The 17,313-nt window shown below is 67.9% G+C and carries 15 protein-coding genes and 1 tRNA gene; 6 read left to right on the plus strand and 10 right to left on the minus strand.

Annotated features, from left to right (window positions below; all coding sequences use genetic code 11):
* Nucleotides 1-45 precede the first annotated feature (45 nt).
* The gene (gene aceF, locus AC07PU_RS06490) at nt 46-1,737 is read right to left on the minus strand and encodes a dihydrolipoyllysine-residue acetyltransferase (protein WP_495316194.1); all 1,692 of its coding nucleotides are present in this window, start codon (nt 1,735-1,737) and stop codon (nt 46-48) included.
* 49 nt (nt 1,738-1,786) lie between these two features.
* On the minus strand, nt 1,787-4,513 hold the full coding sequence (gene aceE, locus AC07PU_RS06495; protein ID WP_208512224.1) for a pyruvate dehydrogenase (acetyl-transferring), homodimeric type: 2,727 nt from the start codon (nt 4,511-4,513) through the stop codon (nt 1,787-1,789).
* Between the two features lie 215 nt (nt 4,514-4,728).
* Here aceE and AC07PU_RS06500 point away from each other — a divergent pair, with 215 nt between their 5' ends.
* From AC07PU_RS06500 to AC07PU_RS06520, 5 genes are all read left to right on the plus strand, one after another.
* Nucleotides 4,729-7,269, plus strand: a complete 2,541-nt coding sequence (locus AC07PU_RS06500) for a PAS domain-containing sensor histidine kinase (protein ID WP_093342651.1) — start codon at nt 4,729-4,731, stop codon at nt 7,267-7,269.
* Nucleotides 7,266-7,898: a response regulator transcription factor gene (locus AC07PU_RS06505; RefSeq protein WP_057593667.1), complete on the plus strand. Its 633-nt coding sequence runs from the start codon at nt 7,266-7,268 to the stop codon at nt 7,896-7,898. Before AC07PU_RS06500 ends, AC07PU_RS06505 begins: the two co-directional genes overlap by 4 nt.
* Nucleotides 7,899-7,978: 80 nt before the next feature.
* Nucleotides 7,979-8,830: a bifunctional methylenetetrahydrofolate dehydrogenase/methenyltetrahydrofolate cyclohydrolase FolD gene (folD, locus tag AC07PU_RS06510; RefSeq protein ID WP_296797854.1), complete on the plus strand. Its 852-nt coding sequence runs from the start codon at nt 7,979-7,981 to the stop codon at nt 8,828-8,830.
* 5 nt (nt 8,831-8,835) lie between these two features.
* Nucleotides 8,836-10,893, plus strand: a complete 2,058-nt coding sequence (locus AC07PU_RS06515; RefSeq protein ID WP_495316198.1) for a M3 family metallopeptidase — start codon at nt 8,836-8,838, stop codon at nt 10,891-10,893.
* A 30-nt stretch (nt 10,894-10,923) separates the two neighbouring features.
* The gene (locus AC07PU_RS06520) at nt 10,924-11,574 is read left to right on the plus strand and encodes a glutaredoxin family protein (protein WP_495316200.1); all 651 of its coding nucleotides are present in this window, start codon (nt 10,924-10,926) and stop codon (nt 11,572-11,574) included.
* Here AC07PU_RS06520 and rpiA read toward each other — a convergent pair whose 3' ends face one another.
* The gene (gene rpiA, locus AC07PU_RS06525) at nt 11,575-12,291 is read right to left on the minus strand and encodes a ribose-5-phosphate isomerase RpiA (protein WP_398499624.1); all 717 of its coding nucleotides are present in this window, start codon (nt 12,289-12,291) and stop codon (nt 11,575-11,577) included.
* Nucleotides 12,292-12,334: 43 nt separating this feature from the next.
* Between rpiA and AC07PU_RS06530 the strand changes: the two genes are divergently transcribed.
* Nucleotides 12,335-13,423, plus strand: a complete 1,089-nt coding sequence (locus AC07PU_RS06530; protein ID WP_495316203.1) for a quinone-dependent dihydroorotate dehydrogenase — start codon at nt 12,335-12,337, stop codon at nt 13,421-13,423.
* Between the two features lie 44 nt (nt 13,424-13,467).
* Here the strand turns inward: AC07PU_RS06530 and AC07PU_RS06535 are convergent, their stop codons facing one another.
* The 7 genes from AC07PU_RS06535 to fdx all read right to left on the minus strand — a co-directional run bounded on the left by AC07PU_RS06535 (nt 13,468) and on the right by fdx (nt 17,293).
* Nucleotides 13,468-14,181, minus strand: coding sequence for a phage holin family protein (locus AC07PU_RS06535; RefSeq protein WP_493205278.1), 714 nt, complete (start codon nt 14,179-14,181; stop codon nt 13,468-13,470).
* A 27-nt stretch (nt 14,182-14,208) separates the two neighbouring features.
* Nucleotides 14,209-14,505: a glycine zipper domain-containing protein gene (locus tag AC07PU_RS06540; RefSeq protein WP_057593661.1), complete on the minus strand. Its 297-nt coding sequence runs from the start codon at nt 14,503-14,505 to the stop codon at nt 14,209-14,211.
* Between the two features lie 148 nt (nt 14,506-14,653).
* Nucleotides 14,654-15,760, minus strand: coding sequence for an NAD(P)/FAD-dependent oxidoreductase (locus tag AC07PU_RS06545; protein WP_495316205.1), 1,107 nt, complete (start codon nt 15,758-15,760; stop codon nt 14,654-14,656).
* A gap of 36 nt (nt 15,761-15,796) precedes the next feature.
* A complete protein-coding gene (locus tag AC07PU_RS06550; protein WP_093343433.1) occupies nt 15,797-15,925 on the minus strand; it encodes a stereocilin in 129 nt (42 codons plus the stop codon).
* 162 nt (nt 15,926-16,087) lie between these two features.
* Nucleotides 16,088-16,162 (minus strand) — tRNA-Val (locus AC07PU_RS06555).
* 85 nt (nt 16,163-16,247) lie between these two features.
* Nucleotides 16,248-16,955 carry a DNA polymerase III subunit epsilon gene (dnaQ, locus tag AC07PU_RS06560; protein ID WP_093342661.1) on the minus strand — a complete coding sequence of 236 codons (708 nt, stop codon included), beginning with the start codon at nt 16,953-16,955 and terminating at the stop codon, nt 16,248-16,250.
* Nucleotides 16,955-17,293 carry an ISC system 2Fe-2S type ferredoxin gene (gene fdx / locus AC07PU_RS06565; RefSeq protein ID WP_495316207.1) on the minus strand — a complete coding sequence of 113 codons (339 nt, stop codon included), beginning with the start codon at nt 17,291-17,293 and terminating at the stop codon, nt 16,955-16,957. The genes dnaQ and fdx overlap by 1 nt, the downstream gene beginning before the upstream one ends.
* Nucleotides 17,294-17,313: the final 20 nt, after the last annotated feature.

A 17,313-nucleotide genomic window follows, 5' to 3' on the forward strand; every position in this document is an offset into this window, starting at 1 on the left:
CCAGGGGCGCCGAGGCCGCCGAGGCCGCCGAAGCAGCCTGGGCGCTCATAGCAGCACGCGGCGGAAGTCGGCGAGCACCTGGCCCAGGTAGGCGTTGAAACGCGCCGCCGAGGCACCGTCGATGACGCGGTGGTCGTACGACAGCGACAGCGGCAGCGTCAGGCGCGGCACGAACTGCTTGCCGTCCCACACCGGCTTCATCGCGCTCTTCGAGAGGCCGAGGATGGCCACTTCGGGAGCATTGATGATCGGCGTGAAGTGCGTGCCGCCGATGCCGCCGAGCGAGCTGATCGAGAAGCAGCCGCCCTGCATGTCGGCCGCGCCGAGCTTGCCGTCGCGCGCCTTCTTGGCGAGCTCGCCCATCTCCTGGCTGATCTGCAGGATGCCCTTCTTGTCGGCATCGCGCAGCACGGGCACGACCAGGCCGTTGGGCGTGTCGGCCGCGAAGCCGATGTGGAAGTACTGCTTGTAGACCAGCGTGTCGCCGTCGAGGCTGGTGTTGAACTCGGGGAACTTCTTGAGCGCCGAGACCGCCGCCTTGATCACGAAGGCCAGCATCGTGACCTTCACGCCCGACTTCTCGTTCTCCTTGTTGGTGGCAACGCGGAAGGCTTCGAGCTCGGTGATGTCGGCATCGTCGTTGTTCGTGACGTGCGGGATCATCACCCAGTTGCGGTGCAGGTTCGCGCCGCTGATCTTCTTGATGCGCGACAGGTCCTTGCGCTCGACCGTGCCGAACTTCGTGAAGTCGACCTTCGGCCAGGGCAGCAGGCCCAGCGCGGCGCCGTCGGCACCGCCACCGGCCGCGGGCTTGGCCGCGGCGGAAGCCTTGGTGGTCGCCTGACCGCTCATCACGGCCTTGGTGAAGCCCTGGACGTCTTCCTGCGTGATGCGGCCCTTGGGACCGGAACCCTTGACCTCCTCGAGCGGCACGCCGAGCTCGCGCGCGAACTTGCGCACCGAGGGCGAGGCGTGCGGCAGGCCGGCCGACGGGCTCTTGGTGGGATCGTGCGGCGCGGCGGCCGCCGGCGCGGGAGCAGCCGGAGCCGGTGCGGGCGCGGAGGCCGAAGCCGTGGCGGGCGCAGCGGCGGCTGCAGCCGCGGGAGCCGGCGCCGGTGCGGGCGCGGCGCCTGCAGCGGGGGCAGCGCCTTCGATCACCGCGATCAGGTCGCCGATGTTGACGACGTCGCCGACCTTGACCTTGAGTTCCTTGAGCGTGCCGGCGGCCGACGACGGGATCTCCATCGAGGCCTTGTCCGATTCGACCGTGATCAGCGACTGCTCGACCTTGATGGTGTCGCCGGGCTTGACCAGCACCTCGATGACCGCGACGTCCTTGAAGTCGCCGATGTCGGGCACCTTCACGTCGACCGGGCCCGCTGCGGCGGCCGGTGCAGCCGCCGCAGCAGGTGCGGGTGCCGCAGCGGCCGGTGCCGGCGCGCTGGCCGCGGGTGCCGGAGCACTGGCCGCGGGCGCCGGCGCGGCGGCCTGGCCGGCCCCTTCGGCCTCGAGCACCAGCACCACCGAACCTTCCTTCACCTTGCTGCCGACCTCGACCTTGAGTTCCTTGACCACGCCGGCGGACGACGACGGAATCTCCATCGAGGCCTTGTCCGACTCCACGGTGATGAGCGACTGCTCGGGCTTGACCGTGTCGCCCACTTTCACCAGCACCTCGATCACAGCGACTTCATCGAAATCGCCGATGTCGGGTACCTTGACTTCCACTGCTGCCATATCGTTTGTCTCCCGCCGGAAGGCGCGTCTTGGTTGTGGGGAATCGTGATTACGCGTAGAGCGGGTTCACCTTGTCGGCATTGATGCCGTACTTCTTGATCGCCTCGGCCACCTTGGCGGCCGGCAGCACGCCGTCCTCGGCCAGGGCCTTGAGCGCGGCCACCACGATGTAGTGGCGGTTGACCTCGAAGTGCTCGCGCAGCTTGTTGCGGAAGTCGCTGCGGCCGAAGCCGTCGGTGCCCAGCACCTTGTAGTTGCGGCCCTTGGGGATGAAGGGACGGATCTGCTCGGCGTAGGCCTTCATGTAGTCGGTCGAGGCGACCACCGGGCCGGTGCTCGCTGCGAGCTGCTGCGCCACGAAGGGCACGCGCGCTTCCTCGGTCGGGTGCAGCAGGTTCCAGCGGTCGGCGTCCTGGCCGTCGCGCGTCAGCTCGTTGAAGCTCGGGCAGCTCCACACCGATGCCGAGACGCCCCAGTCCTGTTCGAGCAGCTCCTGCGCGAAGAAGCTCTCGCGCAGGATGGTGCCGCTGCCGAGCAGTTGCACGGTCGGCGCTTCCTTGCCCTTGGCGGCCTTGATCGCCGGGCCCTGACGCGTCAGGTACATGCCCTTGATGATCTGTTCCTCGGTGCCGGGCTGCAGGCCGGGCATCGGGTAGTTCTCGTTGAGCAGCGTGATGTAGTAGTAGACGTTGTCCTGCTTCTCGACCATGCGCTTCAAGCCATGGTGCAGGATCACGCCGACTTCGTGCGCGAAGGTCGGGTCGTAGCTCACGCAGTTCGGGATGGTGTTGGCCAGGATGTGGCTGTGGCCGTCCTCGTGCTGCAGGCCTTCGCCGTTGAGCGTGGTGCGTCCCGAGGTGCCGCCGAGCAGGAAGCCGCGCGCCTGCATGTCGCCGGCCGCCCAGGCCAGATCGCCGATGCGCTGGAAGCCGAACATCGAGTAGTACACGTAGAACGGCACCATGATGCGGTTGTTGGTGCTGTACGAGGTCGCCGCCGCGATCCAGCTCGACATGCCGCCGGCTTCGTTGATGCCCTCTTGCAGGATCTGGCCGGCCTTGTCTTCCTTGTAGTACATGACCTGGTCCTTGTCGACCGGGGTGTACTGCTGACCGTGCGGGTTGTAGATGCCGATCTGGCGGAACAGGCCTTCCATGCCGAAGGTGCGCGCCTCGTCCACGAGGATCGGCACCACGCGCGGGCCCAGGGCCTGGTCGCGCAGCAGCTGCGTGAGGAAGCGCACGTAGGCCTGCGTGGTCGAGATCTCGCGGCCTTCGGCGGTGGGTTCGAGCACCGCCTTGAAGGTGTCGAGCGCGGGCACGGTGAAGCTCTCCTCGGCCTTGACGCGGCGGTGCGGCAGGTAGCCGCCCAGCGCCTTGCGACGCTCGTGCAGGTAGCGCATTTCCGGCGTGTCGTCGGCCGGCTTGTAGAACGGCAGCTCGGCGATCTGGCTGTCGGGGATCGGGATGTTGAAGCGGTCGCGGAAGGCGCGGATGTCGTCGTCGTTGAGCTTCTTGGTCTGGTGGACCGTGTTCTTGCCCTCGCCGATCTTGCCCATGCCGAAGCCCTTGACGGTCTTGACGAGCAGCACCGTGGGCTGGCCCTTGTGGTTCTGGGCCGAGTGGAAGGCCGCGTAGACCTTCTGCGAGTCGTGGCCGCCGCGCTGCAGGTTCCAGACCTCGTCGTCGCTCAGGTGCTCGACCATCTTCAAGGTGCGCGGATCGCGGCCGAAGAAGTTCTTGCGCACGTAGGCGCCGTCGTTGGCCTTGAACGACTGGTAGTCGCCGTCGTTGCACTCCATCATGATCTTGCGCAGCGCGCCGTCATGGTCCTTCTCGAGCAGCGCGTCCCAGCCCTTGCCCCAGATCAGCTTGACCACGTTCCAGTTGGCGCCGCGGAACTCGCCTTCGAGCTCCTGGATGATCTTGCCGTTGCCGCGCACCGGGCCGTCGAGGCGCTGCAGGTTGCAGTTGATGACGAAGATCAGGTTGTCGAGGTTCTCGCGCGCCGCCAGGCCGATCGCGCCCAGCGATTCGACCTCGTCCATCTCGCCGTCGCCGCAGAAGACCCAGACCTTGCGGTTCTCGGTGTTGGCGATGCCGCGGGCATGCAGGTACTTGAGGAAGCGCGCCTGGTAGATCGCCATCAGCGGGCCCAGGCCCATCGACACCGTGGGGAACTGCCAGAACTCGGGCATCAGCTTGGGGTGCGGGTAGCTCGACAGGCCCTTGCCGTCGACTTCCTGGCGGAAGTTGAGCAGTTGCTCCTCGGTCAGGCGGCCTTCGAGGTAGGCGCGGGCATAGATGCCGGGCGAGACGTGGCCCTGGATGTAGAGCAGGTCGCCGCCGTGGTTCTCGCTCTCGGCGTGCCAGAAGTGGTTGAAGCCGGCGCCGAACATGCTGGCCAGCGAGGCGAAGGAGCCGATGTGGCCGCCGAGGTCGCCGCCTTCGGCCGGGTGGTGCCGGTTGGCCTTGACCACCATCGCCATCGCGTTCCAGCGCATGTAGGCGCGCAGGCGCTGTTCGATCTCGAGGTTGCCGGGGCTGCGGGCTTCCTGCGAGGTTTCGATGGTGTTGACATAGCCCGTGTTGGCCGAGAACGGCATGTCGACCGTGTTCTGGCGGGCGTGTTCCAGAAGCTGTTCGAGCAGGAAGTGCGCACGCTCGGGGCCCTCGCTCTGGATCACGGCGGACAGGGCATCCATCCACTCGCGCGTTTCCTGGGAATCCGCGTCGTTCGCGGCCGGGCCGAATTGCTTCTCGGGATTTGCCGACATGCTTGTCTCTCCTTTTGGGGCTGTGGGCGTAATTTAGGCGCTCTGCGTGTGAGCGCGCGGAGTGTCGCACAGAAATAATGAGATTTCAAATAGTGCGTATAGATTTCTTAATGTGACATTCTGACGATTTTCAGCCAGCCCTAGACCGTGCCGGGACCAGTGCCACCGTCGATAACCCGGGCCTTGGGAAGCCCGCCACCTAATAAACTCCCGCAATGCCTTTTTCCTCCCCGCTGGCCGTGGCCCGCAGTGCCGTCAACGCCTCGCCGCTGTCGTGGTGGCGCCGCTGGTGGCGCCGCCAGACCCCGGTGCTGCAGGACGCCGTCGCGATGCTGGCCCCGATGGCCGCCGTGCTGCTGTTCCTCGCGGCGATCGTCACCGCCTTCTGGTACCTGCGCACCGAGGAGGTCGAGCGCGAGCAGGAATCGGTGCGCCGCGACGTCGAATACGCCCAGCAACGCCTGCGGCTGCGGTTGCTGGAACGCCAGGAGCAGCTGATGCGCATCGCGCGCGATGCCTCCAACCGCGAGATCGACCCGATCGAGTTCACCAGCCGCGCCGAATCGCTGGTCAGCCAGTTCCCCGAGCTGCAGACCATCACCTGGATCGACGACCGCCGCCGCTTCAAGGCCGGCTATGCCGCGCCCAGCGTGCATCCGGCGCAGCAGCACCTGATCGGCGACGTGCTGCGCCCCGGCGACATCGAGAGCAACTACGCGCTGGCGCGCGAACTGCGCCAGCCGGTGTTCTCCCAGCCCGCGGCCGGCGGCGATCCGCCGGCCATGCTGCAGCTGCACATCCCGCTGTTCGACCAAGGCCTGTTCGCGGGCGTGGTGCTCGGCGAGTTCTCGGTCGACGGCCTGCTGCGCTACGGCATGCCTTCCGAGGTGCAGGCGCGCTACGCGGTGTCGCTGCTCGACGCCAAGGGCAAGGTGATCGCGGGCAACACCGCCAACCTGCGCGAGACCGGCGCGCGCCTCCTGCCCTGGAGCGAACGCACCAACGAATACGAAGTGCCGGTCTCGCCCGTGGGCAACGCGCTGGTGCTGCGCGCCCAGGCCTACCGCACCTCGCAGGGCGTGGTCGGCAACGGGCTGTTCTGGCTGGTCTGCGCGCTCAGCGTGCTCACCAGCTGGATGCTGATCGGCACCTGGCGCCACACGCGCCGCAGGCTGCAGGCGCAGCAGCGGCTGGTGGCCGAGACCAACTTCCGCCGCGCGATGGAGAACTCGATGCTGACCGGCATGCGGGTGCTCGACCTGCAGGGCCGCATCACCTACGTCAACGCCGCCTTCTGCGCGATGACCGGCTGGGCCGAGGAGGAGCTGGTCGGCCAGACACCGCCCTTCCCCTACTGGCTCGAGTCCGACCGCGAGATCATGAACGAGCGGCTCGAGGAGGAACTGCACGGCCGCGCCCTGCCCGGCGGCTTCCAGGTGCGCGTGAAGCGCAAGAACGGCAGCGTGTTCGATGCGCGGCTGTACGTGTCGCCGCTGATCGACGCGCGCGGCCACCAGACCGGCTGGATGACCTCGATGACCGACATCACCGAGCCCACGCGCATCCGCGAACAGCTGTCGGCCTCGTACGAGCGCTTCACTACCGTGCTCGAGGCGCTCGACGCCGCGGTGTCGGTGGCGCCGATCGGCAGCGAGGAGCTGCTGTTCGCCAACAAGCTCTACCGCCTGTGGTTCGGCTCCGACACCGTCGGCCACCTGGGCATGGTGGCGCAGGCCGGCGTGCCGGCCTCGAACGCGCACGACGAAGGCCTGGACGACGTCGACCCCTACGCCGGCCTGCCGATCGACACGCTGACCGCGGCGCAGGCGGCCAACAACGAGATCTTCGTGCCCGAGCTCGGCAAGTGGCTCGAGGTGCGCTCGCGCTACCTGACCTGGGTCGACGGCCGCCTGGCGCAGCTGGTGATCGCCACCGACATCACGCCGCGCCGCGATGCCGAGGAACAGGCCGCCGCGCAGGCCGACCGCGCGCAGTCCGCGAGCCGGCTGATCACCATGGGCGAAATGGCCTCGAGCGTGGCGCACGAACTCAACCAGCCACTGACCGCGATCAGCAACTACTGCAACGGGATGATGTCGCGCATCAAGAGCCAGTCGATCGACAACGATGCGCTGCTGGCCGCGCTCGAGAAGACCTCGAAGCAGGCCCAGCGCGCGGGCCAGATCATCCAGCGCATCCGTTCCTTCGTGAAGCGCAGCGAACCCAACCGAACGCCGGCCGACGTCGCGACCATGGTCAGCGAGGCGGTCGAGCTGGCCGGCATCGAGCTGCGCCGGCGCAACGTGCGCCTGAACCACTACGTGGCGGCGCGGCTGCCGATGGTGCGCGTCGACCCGATCCTGATCGAGCAGGTGATGGTCAACCTGCTGAAGAACGCAGCCGAGTCGATCGACCTCGCCGAGCGCCCGCTGGCGCGGCGCAGCGTCGAACTGCGCGTGCTGCCGAAGGTGATCGAGGGCCACAACGCGATCGAGTTCTCGGTGCAGGACACCGGCAAGGGCCTCGCGCCCGAGGTCATGGACCGGCTCTACGAGGCCTTCTTCTCGACCAAGCCCGAGGGCATGGGCATCGGCCTGAATCTGTGCCGCACCATCGTCGAGTCGCACCGCGGCCGGATGCAGGCGGAGAACATCTACAATGGCCCGGATGTGATCGGATGCCGTTTCTCCTTCTGGATTCCGGTGTTGGACGCTATCAGTTCCCTAGCAAGTGACGAGGTAAAGGTACCTGCATGAGTTTGATTCCGAAAAAGGGCACTGTGTATGTCGTCGATGACGACGAAGCGGTACGCGATTCGCTCCAATGGCTGCTCGAAGGCAAGGACTACCGGGTCCGCTGTTTCGATTCCGCCGAGTCCTTCCTCTCCCGCTACGATCCCCGCGAGGTGGCCTGCCTGATCGTCGACATCCGCATGGGTGGCATGACGGGCCTGGAGCTGCAGGACCGGTTGATCGAGCGCCGTTCGCCGCTGCCGATCGTGGTCATCACCGGCCACGGCGACGTACCGATGGCCGTCGACAGCATGAAGAAGGGCGCGATGGATTTCATCCAGAAGCCCTTCAACGACGAGGAACTCGTCGCGCTGGTCGAGCGCATGCTCGAACACGCGCGCGGCGCCTTCACGCAGCACCAGCAGTCGGCCAGCCGCGACGCGCTGCTGTCCAAGCTCACGGGCCGCGAGGCGCAGGTGCTCGAGCGCATCGTCGCCGGCCGCCTCAACAAGCAGATCGCCGACGACCTCGGCATCAGCATCAAGACCGTCGAGGCGCATCGCGCCAACATCATGGAGAAGCTCAACGCCAACACCGTGGCCGATCTGCTGAAGATCGCGCTCGGACAGGCGGCGCCCGCTGCCAAGGCCTAGAAGCCAGCTATCTGCCTGATAGCGATGCATGACCCCCACGCCTGCGCAAGCGGGCGTTTTTACTTGGAAAATCGAAACCGATGACCGCCCAACTGATCGACGGCAACGCCCTCGCCAAAACCATCCGCGCCGAAGTCGCCGGCCGCACCGCGGCGCTCAAGGCCCGCGGCGTGAACCCGGCCCTTTCCATCATCCTCGTGGGCGAGGACCCGGCCAGCCAGGTCTATACCAAGCACAAGGTCAACGACAGCACGCAGACCGGCCTCTCGGCCACGCTCGAGACCTACCCGGCCGACCTGAGCGAGGCCGACCTGCTCGCGCGCATCCGCGTGCTCAACGACGACCCGGCGGTGCACGGCATCCTGGTGCAGTTGCCGCTGCCCAAGCACATGGACAGCCAGAAGGTCATCGAGACCATCTCGCCCGCGAAGGACGTCGACGGCTTCCACGTCGCGAGCGCCGGCGCGCTGATGACCGGCGCGCCGGGCTTCTGGCCCTGCACGCCCTTCGGCTGCATGAAGATGCTCGAGTCCATCGGCTACGACCTGCGCGGCAAGCACGCGGTGGTGATCGGCCGCAGCAACATCGTCGGCAAGCCGATGGCCATGATGCTGCTGGCCAAGAGCGCCACCGTGACCATCTGCCACAGCGCCACGCAGGACCTGGGCGCCATCACGCGCCAGGCCGACGTGATCGTGGCCGCCGTTGGCAAGCTCAACCTCCTCACGGCCGACATGGTCAAGCCCGGCGCGGTGGTCATCGACGTCGGCATGAACCGCAAGGAAGACGGCAAGCTCGCGGGCGACGTCGATTTCGACGGCGTGAAGGAAGTCGCCGGCTGGATCACGCCGGTGCCCGGCGGCGTCGGCCCGATGACGCGCGCCATGCTGCTCGCCAACACCCTTGAAGCGGCCGAACGCGTCGCCAAGTGAACACCATGGCCACCTCGAACAACCCCCTCCTCGATTTCACCGACCTCCCGCTGTTCGACCGCATCCGGCCCGAACACGTCGCCCCCGCGGTCGACGTGCTGCTCGCCGATGCCGAGACCGCGCTGCAGACGGTGACGGCCCCCGACTTCCCCGCGAGCTGGAGCGCGATCTCCAAGGTGCTCGACGTGGCCTCGGAACGCTTCAGCCGCGCCTGGAGCGCGGTCGGCCATCTCAACGCCGTGGCCGACACGCCCGAGCTGCGCGCCGCCTACAACGAGGCGATGCCGCGCGTGACCGCGTTCTGGACCCGCCTGGGCTCCGACGAGCGCCTGTACGCGAAGTACAAGTCGATCGACGTCGCCACGCTCGATGCCGAGCAGCGCCAGGCGCATCGCAACGCGGTGCGCAACTTCGTGCTCGGCGGCGCCGAGCTGCAGGGCGAGGCCAAGCAGCGCTTCGCCGAGATCCAGGAACGCCAGGCCGAGCTGAGCCAGAAGTTCAGCGAGAACGCGCTCGATGCGACCGATGCCTTCGCCTACTACGCGCAGTTCGGCGAGCTCGAGGGCGTGCCCGAGGACGTGGTCAACGCCGCGCGCGCCGCGGCCGAAGCCGAGGCCAAGGACGGCTACAAGCTCACGCTCAAGATGCCCTGCTACCTGCCGGTGATGCAGTTCGCCAAGAGCAGCGCACTGCGCGAGACGCTCTACCGCGCCTACGTCACGCGCGCCAGCGAACTCGGCGACCCGGCCTTCGACAACACGGCCCTGATCAGCGAGATCCTCGCGCTGCGCGAGGAAGAGGCCAAGCTGCTGGGCTACCGCAACTTCGGCGAGCTCTCGGTGGTGCCGAAGATGGCCGAGTCGCCCGAGCAGGTGGTGAAGTTCCTGCGCGACCTGGCCGCCAAGGCCCGCCCCTACGGCGAGCGCGACCTCGCCGACCTGCGCGTTTTCGCGTCCACCCAGCTGGGCCTGGCCGATCCGCAACCCTGGGACTGGAGCTACGTCGGCGAGAAGCTCAAGGAAGCGCGCTACGCCTTCAGCGAACAGGAGGTCAAGCAGTACTTCCCGGCGCCCAAGGTGATGGCGGGCCTGTTCAAGATCGTCGAGACGCTGTTCGAGGTCTCGATCCGCCGCGACAGCGCGCCGACCTGGCATCCGAGCGTCGAGTTCTACCGCATCGAGCGCGCCGGCCAGAAGGTCGGCCAGTTCTACCTCGACCCCTCCGCGCGTGCCGCCAAGCGCGGCGGCGCCTGGATGGACGACGTGCGCGCGCGCTGGCTGCGGCCCGACGACGGCCGGCTGCAAACGCCGATCGCGCAACTGGTCTGCAATTTCGCCGAGGGCGTGGGCGGCAAGCCGCCGCTGCTCACGCACGACGACGTGACCACCCTGTTCCACGAGTTCGGCCATGGCCTGCACCACATGCTCACGCAGGTGAACGAGCGCGACGTCTCGGGCATCAGCGGCGTCGAATGGGACGCGGTCGAACTGCCGAGCCAGTTCATGGAGAACTTCTGCTGGGAGTGGGACGTGCTGAGCCACATGACGGCCCACGTCGACACCGGCGAGCCGCTGCCGCGCGCGCTGTTCGACAAGATGACCGCGGCCAAGAACTTCCAGAGCGGCCTGCAGACGCTGCGCCAGATCGAGTTCTCGCTGTTCGACATGCTGCTGCATACCGAGTACCACGCCGCGGCCGCGAAGCCCGGCGACGTGCTCGCGCTGCTGGCCCAGGTGCGCGCCGAGGTGGCCGTGATGCCCTCGCCGCCCTTCAGCCGCACGCCGAACACCTTCAGCCACATCTTCTCGGGCGGCTACGCGGCCGGCTACTACAGCTACAAGTGGGCCGAGGTGCTGAGCGCCGACGCCTACGCGGCCTTCGAGGAAACCGTGGGCGCCAACGGCGAACCCAGCATCGAGACCGGCCGCAAGTATCGCCAGGCCATCCTCGAGGCCGGCGGCAGCCGCAGCGCGATGGAGTCGTTCAAGGCCTTCCGCGGCCGCGAACCCCAGCTTGATGCGCTGCTGCGACACCAGGGCATGGCCGAGCCGCAGCCGGCTTGATGCGGCGCTGAAGCTTGAGATACTCGGGCCATGCGCCCGATTTACAAATTCTCACCAAGTCGCCTGACCGGTTTCGTCCTCCTGCTCGCCGTCGCGGGCGCGATGGCGCAACCGGTCTACCGGCAGGTCGACAAGAACGGCCGGGTCACCTTCTCGGACCGCGCGCCCACCGCCAGCACCGAACCAGCCGCCAATGCGCAGCCGGCGCCCGGCGCCGCCGCCAATGCGGGCCTGCCCTACGAGCTGCGCCAGATCGCCCAGCGCTATCCCGTGACGCTCTACAGCGGCGACGACTGCAGCCCCTGCGCGATGGCACGCACGCTGCTCACCACGCGCGGCATCCCGTTCCAGGAACGCACGGTGAACGGCAACCAGGACGTGGAGGCGCTGCAGAAGCTCAGCGGCCAGACCTCGCTGCCGCTGTTGACCATCGGCACGCAGCAATTGCCCGGCTTCTCCGACACGCAATGGGGGCAATACCTCGACGCGGCCGGCTATCCCAGGAGCAACGGCCTGCCCAGCGGCTACCGCAATCCGCCGGCGCAGCCGATGGTCGCGCAGGTCACGCGCGCGCCGGTGCCCGCACCCGCCGCCGCGCGCGCGGCCCCCGACGAGCAGCCGCTGCCCGCGGCACCGCCGAGCGGCCCGACGCCGGAGAACCCGGCCGGCATCAAGTTCTGATCAGGCGAAGTCCAGCGTGCGCACGCCCTCGGGCGTGCCGAGCAGGCACACATGCGCCTTCTGGTGCGCGAACACGCCGACGGTGACCACGCCGGGCCACTGGCTCACCTCGGATTCGAAGGCCAGCGGATCGGCGATCTTCAGGCCCGTCACGTCGACGATGTGCTGGCCGTTGTCGGTGACCAGCGGCAGGCCGTCCTTCTCGCGCACCTGGGCCTGGCCGCCGAGCGCCGCGAACTGCCGCATCACGCGGCGCGCCGCCATCGGGATCACCTCGACCGGCAGCGGAAAGGCACCGAGCGTGTCGACCAGCTTCGAGGCATCGGCGATGCAGACGAAGCGGCGCGACTGGGCCGCGATGATCTTCTCGCGCGTGAGCGCGGCACCGCCGCCCTTCACCATGAAACCCCGTGGATCGATCTCGTCGGCACCGTCGATGTAGACGCCCAGCTCCTCGACCTCGTTGCTGTCGAACACCTGGATGCCCAGCGCCCGCAGGCGCTCGGTGGAGGCGATCGAGCTCGAGACGGCGCCGCGGATCTGGTCCTTGATCGTGGCCAGCGCGTCGATGAACTTGTTGACCGTCGAGCCGGTGCCCACGCCCACGATCTCGCCCTTCACCACGTAGGCCAGGGCGGCGCGGCCCACCTGGGCCTTGAGTTCGTCCTGGGAGATGGTGGCGGGTGCGGCGGAAGAAGAAGGAAGGGGTGCGGTCATCGCGGAGAATCCTGGGCTCATTGAAGCCCCGAATTATCCGACGATGTCCCTGCTGCCCTCCTCGCTCTACGGCCTGGCCCGCCCTTTCCTGTTCGGTTTCGACCCGGAGCACGCCCATGAACTGACGCTCGACGGGCTCGCGCGCACGCAGAACACGCCGCTGGCCTGCGCCTACTCGGCGCCGCGCGTCGACGATCCCGTCACCCTGGCCGGCCTGCAGTTCCCGAACCGCGTCGGCCTCGCCGCCGGCCTCGACAAGAACGCGCGCTGCATCGACGCCTTCGCCGCCATGGGCTTCGGCTTCGTCGAGGTCGGCACCGTCACGCCCAAGGGCCAGCCCGGCAATCCGCGCCCGCGCATGTTCCGCCTGCCCGAACGCCAGGCGCTGATCAATCGGCTCGGCTTCAACAACGACGGACTGGCCGCCTTCCTGGCCAACGTGCAGAAGGCGCGCTTCCGCCGCAACGCGGGCCGCGCGAAGGCGCCGATGCTGCTGGGCCTGAACATCGGCAAGAACGCCGCCACGCCGATCGAGCGCGCGGTGGACGACTACATCGCCTGCCTCGATGGCGTGTACCCGCATGCCGACTACGTGACGATCAACATCTCGAGCCCCAACACCGCCAACCTGCGCAGCCTGCAGAGCGACGAGGCGCTCGACGCGCTGCTGGGCGCCGTGGCCGAGCGGCGCGAGACGCTGGCGCGCCAGCCTCTCGGCGGCGCGCCGCGCCGCGTGCCACTGTTCGTGAAGATCGCGCCCGACCTCGACGAGGCGCAGGTGGCCGTCATCGCCGCGACGCTGCGCCGCCATGGCATGGACGGCGTGATCGCCACCAACACCACGCTGGCGCGCGACGCGGTCGAGGGACTGCAGCATGCGAAGGAAGCCGGTGGCCTGTCGGGTGCGCCGGTGCGCGAATCGAGCAACCGCGTGATCGCCCAGCTGCGCGCCGCATTGGGCAAGGACTTCCCGATCGTCGGCGTGGGCGGCATCCTCGGCGCGGCCGATGCCAAGGCCAAGATCGCGGCGGGCGCGGACGTGGTGCAGATCTACACCGGCCTGATCTACCGCGGCCCGGCACTGGTCCATGAAACGGCGCAGGCGCTGCAGCGGGATCGCGGCAGCGCCTGAGTTTTTTCAGCGGGACATCAGGCGAGCGTGGCTCGCCGGCCGTTTCAGCGCATGCGCCAGAGGATCGGCGCGACGAAGGTCGCCCAGCGCAGCAGGCGCTTCGGGCGAACCACCACCAGCGCCGCAGCCACGGCAACGCCCGTAGCCACCGGATGCTCGCGCGCGATGCGCAGCGCCGTGGCGGTAGGGGTTTCGTCGGGCGGCGGAGGTGCCGACCGCTCCTCGCCTTGCGCCGCGGCGGTACCGCCACCCTGCAAGGTCGCGATGCGCAGGCGCTGGCGCTCGATGCGTTCGATCAGTTCCTCGCGCGTGGCCGGACGGCGGGGCGCCGGCTCATCCTCTTCCCCGGGCTCGTCGCCGAGCCCGAAGCGCTCCTGCACCCAGGTCCAGTCACGCGCCAGTTCCTCGCGGGTCGGCGTGAAGCTGTTCGAGGCACCACGCAGCTGGGTCCACAGGCCCCAGGCGGCCGCGAGCCACAGCACGATCCAGAGCGCGGCCACCGACCAGGCGGCGGTGGTGCGCTGCGGCGTGTCCCAGAAATGGACCACGACGGCCACGGACAGCAGTGCGACGGCGATCGTCGTCAGGCCCAGCAGCACGATCGCGAGGACCAGCACCAGCTTGAGCCGCTGCTTCTCCTCCTCCCAGGCCATGCGCAGCAGCTGCACACGGTCTTCGGCGGCCATCGCGCCTTCGGCCGCGGCAATGCGCAGCCGGCGCAGGCGCCGGTCCAGTCCGAGCAGGGAGAGCAACCTCATCGGCAGCCCCCCGTCATCATGGTTCGATCAGCGGCGACCAAGCAGCAGGCCCACCAGCACACCGACGGCCAGCGCGCCTGCGGCGATCTGCCAGGGTTCGTCGTGGGCATAGGCGTTGGTGGCCGAGGCGGCTTCGCGGGCCTTCTTGGCGGCGAGGCGGCTCTTCTCGGCGGCGAGCTCGCGGGCGATCGCGAGCTTGGTGTCGATGCGCTGGCGCAGCGCCTTGATGTGGGGAACCGAATCCAGGTCCTTGCTGGCGAGCACGCCACGCACGTCGCTCGCGATGTCCTCGGCTGCCGCCTCGAGATTCTTGGATGCACTCATTGGAAACCTTCCTCCGTGATGACACCGGCACCGCGCCGGCGGCTTCACGCCTACAAATGGCGTGCTGTCATGTTACAGGCTCCATCGGCCACACAGGCCTGCATCCACAAAGAGTTCTGCAAGAGATCGTTCGCGATCGACGCGGAATTCAGTCCTCGGCCGCGAGCAGATCCACCACATGGCGGCCGATCGCGAGACTGCTCGTGAGCCCCGGCGATTCGATGCCGAACAGGTTGACGAGACCTCGCACGCCATGCTCGCGCGGTCCGTCGATGCGGAAGTCGGCCGCGGGATCGCCGGGGCCCGAGATCTTCGGCCGCATGCCCGCATAGCCCGGGATCAGCGCGCCATCGGGCAGCGCGGGCCAGTACTTGCGCACCTCGGCATAGAAGGCATCGCCGCGCGCCGGGTCCACCACCAGGTCGTCGGGCGAGCTCACCCATTGCACGTCGGGTCCGAACTTGGCCTGCCCGCCAAGGTCGATCGTCAGGTGCACGCCGAGGCCGCCGGGCTCGGGCACCGGATAGACCAGCCGGCCGAAGGGCGCGCGGCCCGACAGGGTGAAGTAGTTGCCCTTCGCGAAATGAGCGGTGGGAACGGTCTCGGTGGCGAGTCCTCCGAAGTGGCGCGCCAGATCGGGCGCTCCCAGGCCGGCTGCGTTGACCACGCTGCGGCAGCGCAACCGCGTGCCGTCTTGCGCCGTCAAGACGATGCCGCCCTCCTCCAGGTCAGCCCGCGTCACGGCCGACTTCAACGCCAGCATGCCGCCCGCATTCTCGAGATCGCCAAGCAGGCTCAGCATCAGCGCATGGCTGTCGACGATGCCCGTGCTCGGCGAGACCAACGCGGCCATGCAGCGCAGTTGCGGTTCCAGCACGACGGCCTGCGCCGCCGAAATCTGTTCGAGGTCGTCGACACCATTGGCCGCGGCCTTGAGACGGATCGCCTCGAGCTCCACCACCTGTTCGACCGAGGTCGCGACGATCAGCTTGCCGCAGCGCCGGTGCGGCACGCCGCGCGCTTCGGCGTAGGCATACAGCAGTTGCTTGCCCTCGACGCAGAGCGTCGCCTTCAGCGAGCCTTTGGGGTAGTAAATCCCCGCATGAATGACTTCGCTGTTGCGCGAACTCGTGCCGGTGCCGATGGCGCCTTCGGCCTCGAGCACCATCACTTCACGGCCCGCGAGCGCGAGTGCGCGCGCCACGGCCAAACCCACCACACCACCGCCGATGACGGCGCAATCGAGATCGTCCATGCGGCGAGCTTAGCGCGAGCGCCGCACCGGGGAAGATCAGGTCGCGGTCGGCGGCGGCTCGGGATCGGTGGGCTCGTCGGGCGCCTTGTTCGGCCCCTCGTCGGGCTCCACGGGCAGGCCCGGCGTGGGCGTGATCGGCGTCGGAAGATCGGGTGCGGTCGCCATGATCTGTTCTCCTGGGTTGCGGTCGTGCCATCGGTTCTAGGCGCGAAGGCACGCGAAACCAGCAGCACGCGACGGCACTTGGCGTCGGTGCGCGCCGACAGGCCAACGGCAATGCCGTCGGGGCAGATGCGCCGACGGAAAAGAGAAATGGAACCTGGAAATTGGTGGGCGGTGGAGGTTTCGAACCTCCGACCCCAGCAGTGTGAATGCTGTGCTCTACCCCTGAGCTAACCGCCCCTGACGCCTCTGCCCGATCTTTTCGATGGGCTTCAGCGCCTGGATGAATCGCGTTCTGCGAAGCCTTAGATTATGCCACAGCTTTTCAAGCGTTTTGGCGAAAGAGTGTGCGACCGTTGCTCGATTTGTCGAGCTGCGACAACACGGCGTCGTGCTCGGCCAGTTCGTGCTCGGTTGCCACCAGCACCGGCAGCTCGATGCTGCGCAGGTCGATGGCAATCACCGTGGTGCCCACTTCGGGCTCGGTGGTGGCCACGTCGATCAGCAGCGCGTCCTGGCCGCGCGTGAGGTTGATGTAGACGTCGGCCAGCAGCTGGGCGTCGAGCTTGGCGCCGTGGAAGGTCCGGTTCGAGCGGTCGACGCCGAAGCGGTCGCACAGCGCGTCGAGCGAGTTGCGCTTGCCCGGGTACACCTGCTTGGCCATGGCCAGCGTGTCGGTCACTTCGCTCACGAAGGTCTTGAGCGGCGGCAGGCCGGCGCGCTCGAATTCCTTGTTGAGGAAGCCCACGTCGAAGGCCGCGTTGTGGATGATCAACTCGGCGCCGCGCAGGTACTCCACGATGTCGTTGGCCAGGGTGGCGAACTTCGGCTTGTCGCGCAGGAAGTCGGTCGTCAGGCCGTGCACCTTGAGCGCGTCCTCGTGGCTCTCGCGCTCGGGGTTGAAGTAGATGTGCAGGTCGTTGCCGGTGAGCTTGCGGTTGAACAGCTCCACGCAGCCCAGCTCGATGACCCGGTCGCCGTTCTCGGCCGACAGGCCCGTGGTTTCCGTATCGAGAACGATCAGACGACTCATCAGTGGTTTTCCTTCGCGTGGTTGATCGAGTACTTCGGAATCTCGATCGTCACATTCTCCTGCGCCAGGATCGCCTGGCAACTCAGGCGCGATTGCGGCTCCAGGCCCCAGGCGCGGTCGAGCAGGTCTTCCTCGCCCTCCGCCGCCTCGTTGAGCGAGCCGCCGCCCACGCGCACGATCACGTGGCAGGTGGTGCAGGCGCAGCTCATCTCGCAGGCGTGCTCGATGTTGATGTCGTTGTCGAGCAGGGCCTCGCAGATCGAGGTGCCCGCGGGCGCGGTGATCTCGGCGCCTTGCGGGCAGTACTCGGGGTGCGGATAAATCTTGATCGTGGGCATGCAGTGCTGCGTTGTCGTTC

The organism is Variovorax sp. GW821-FHT10D07, assembly GCF_059415325.1.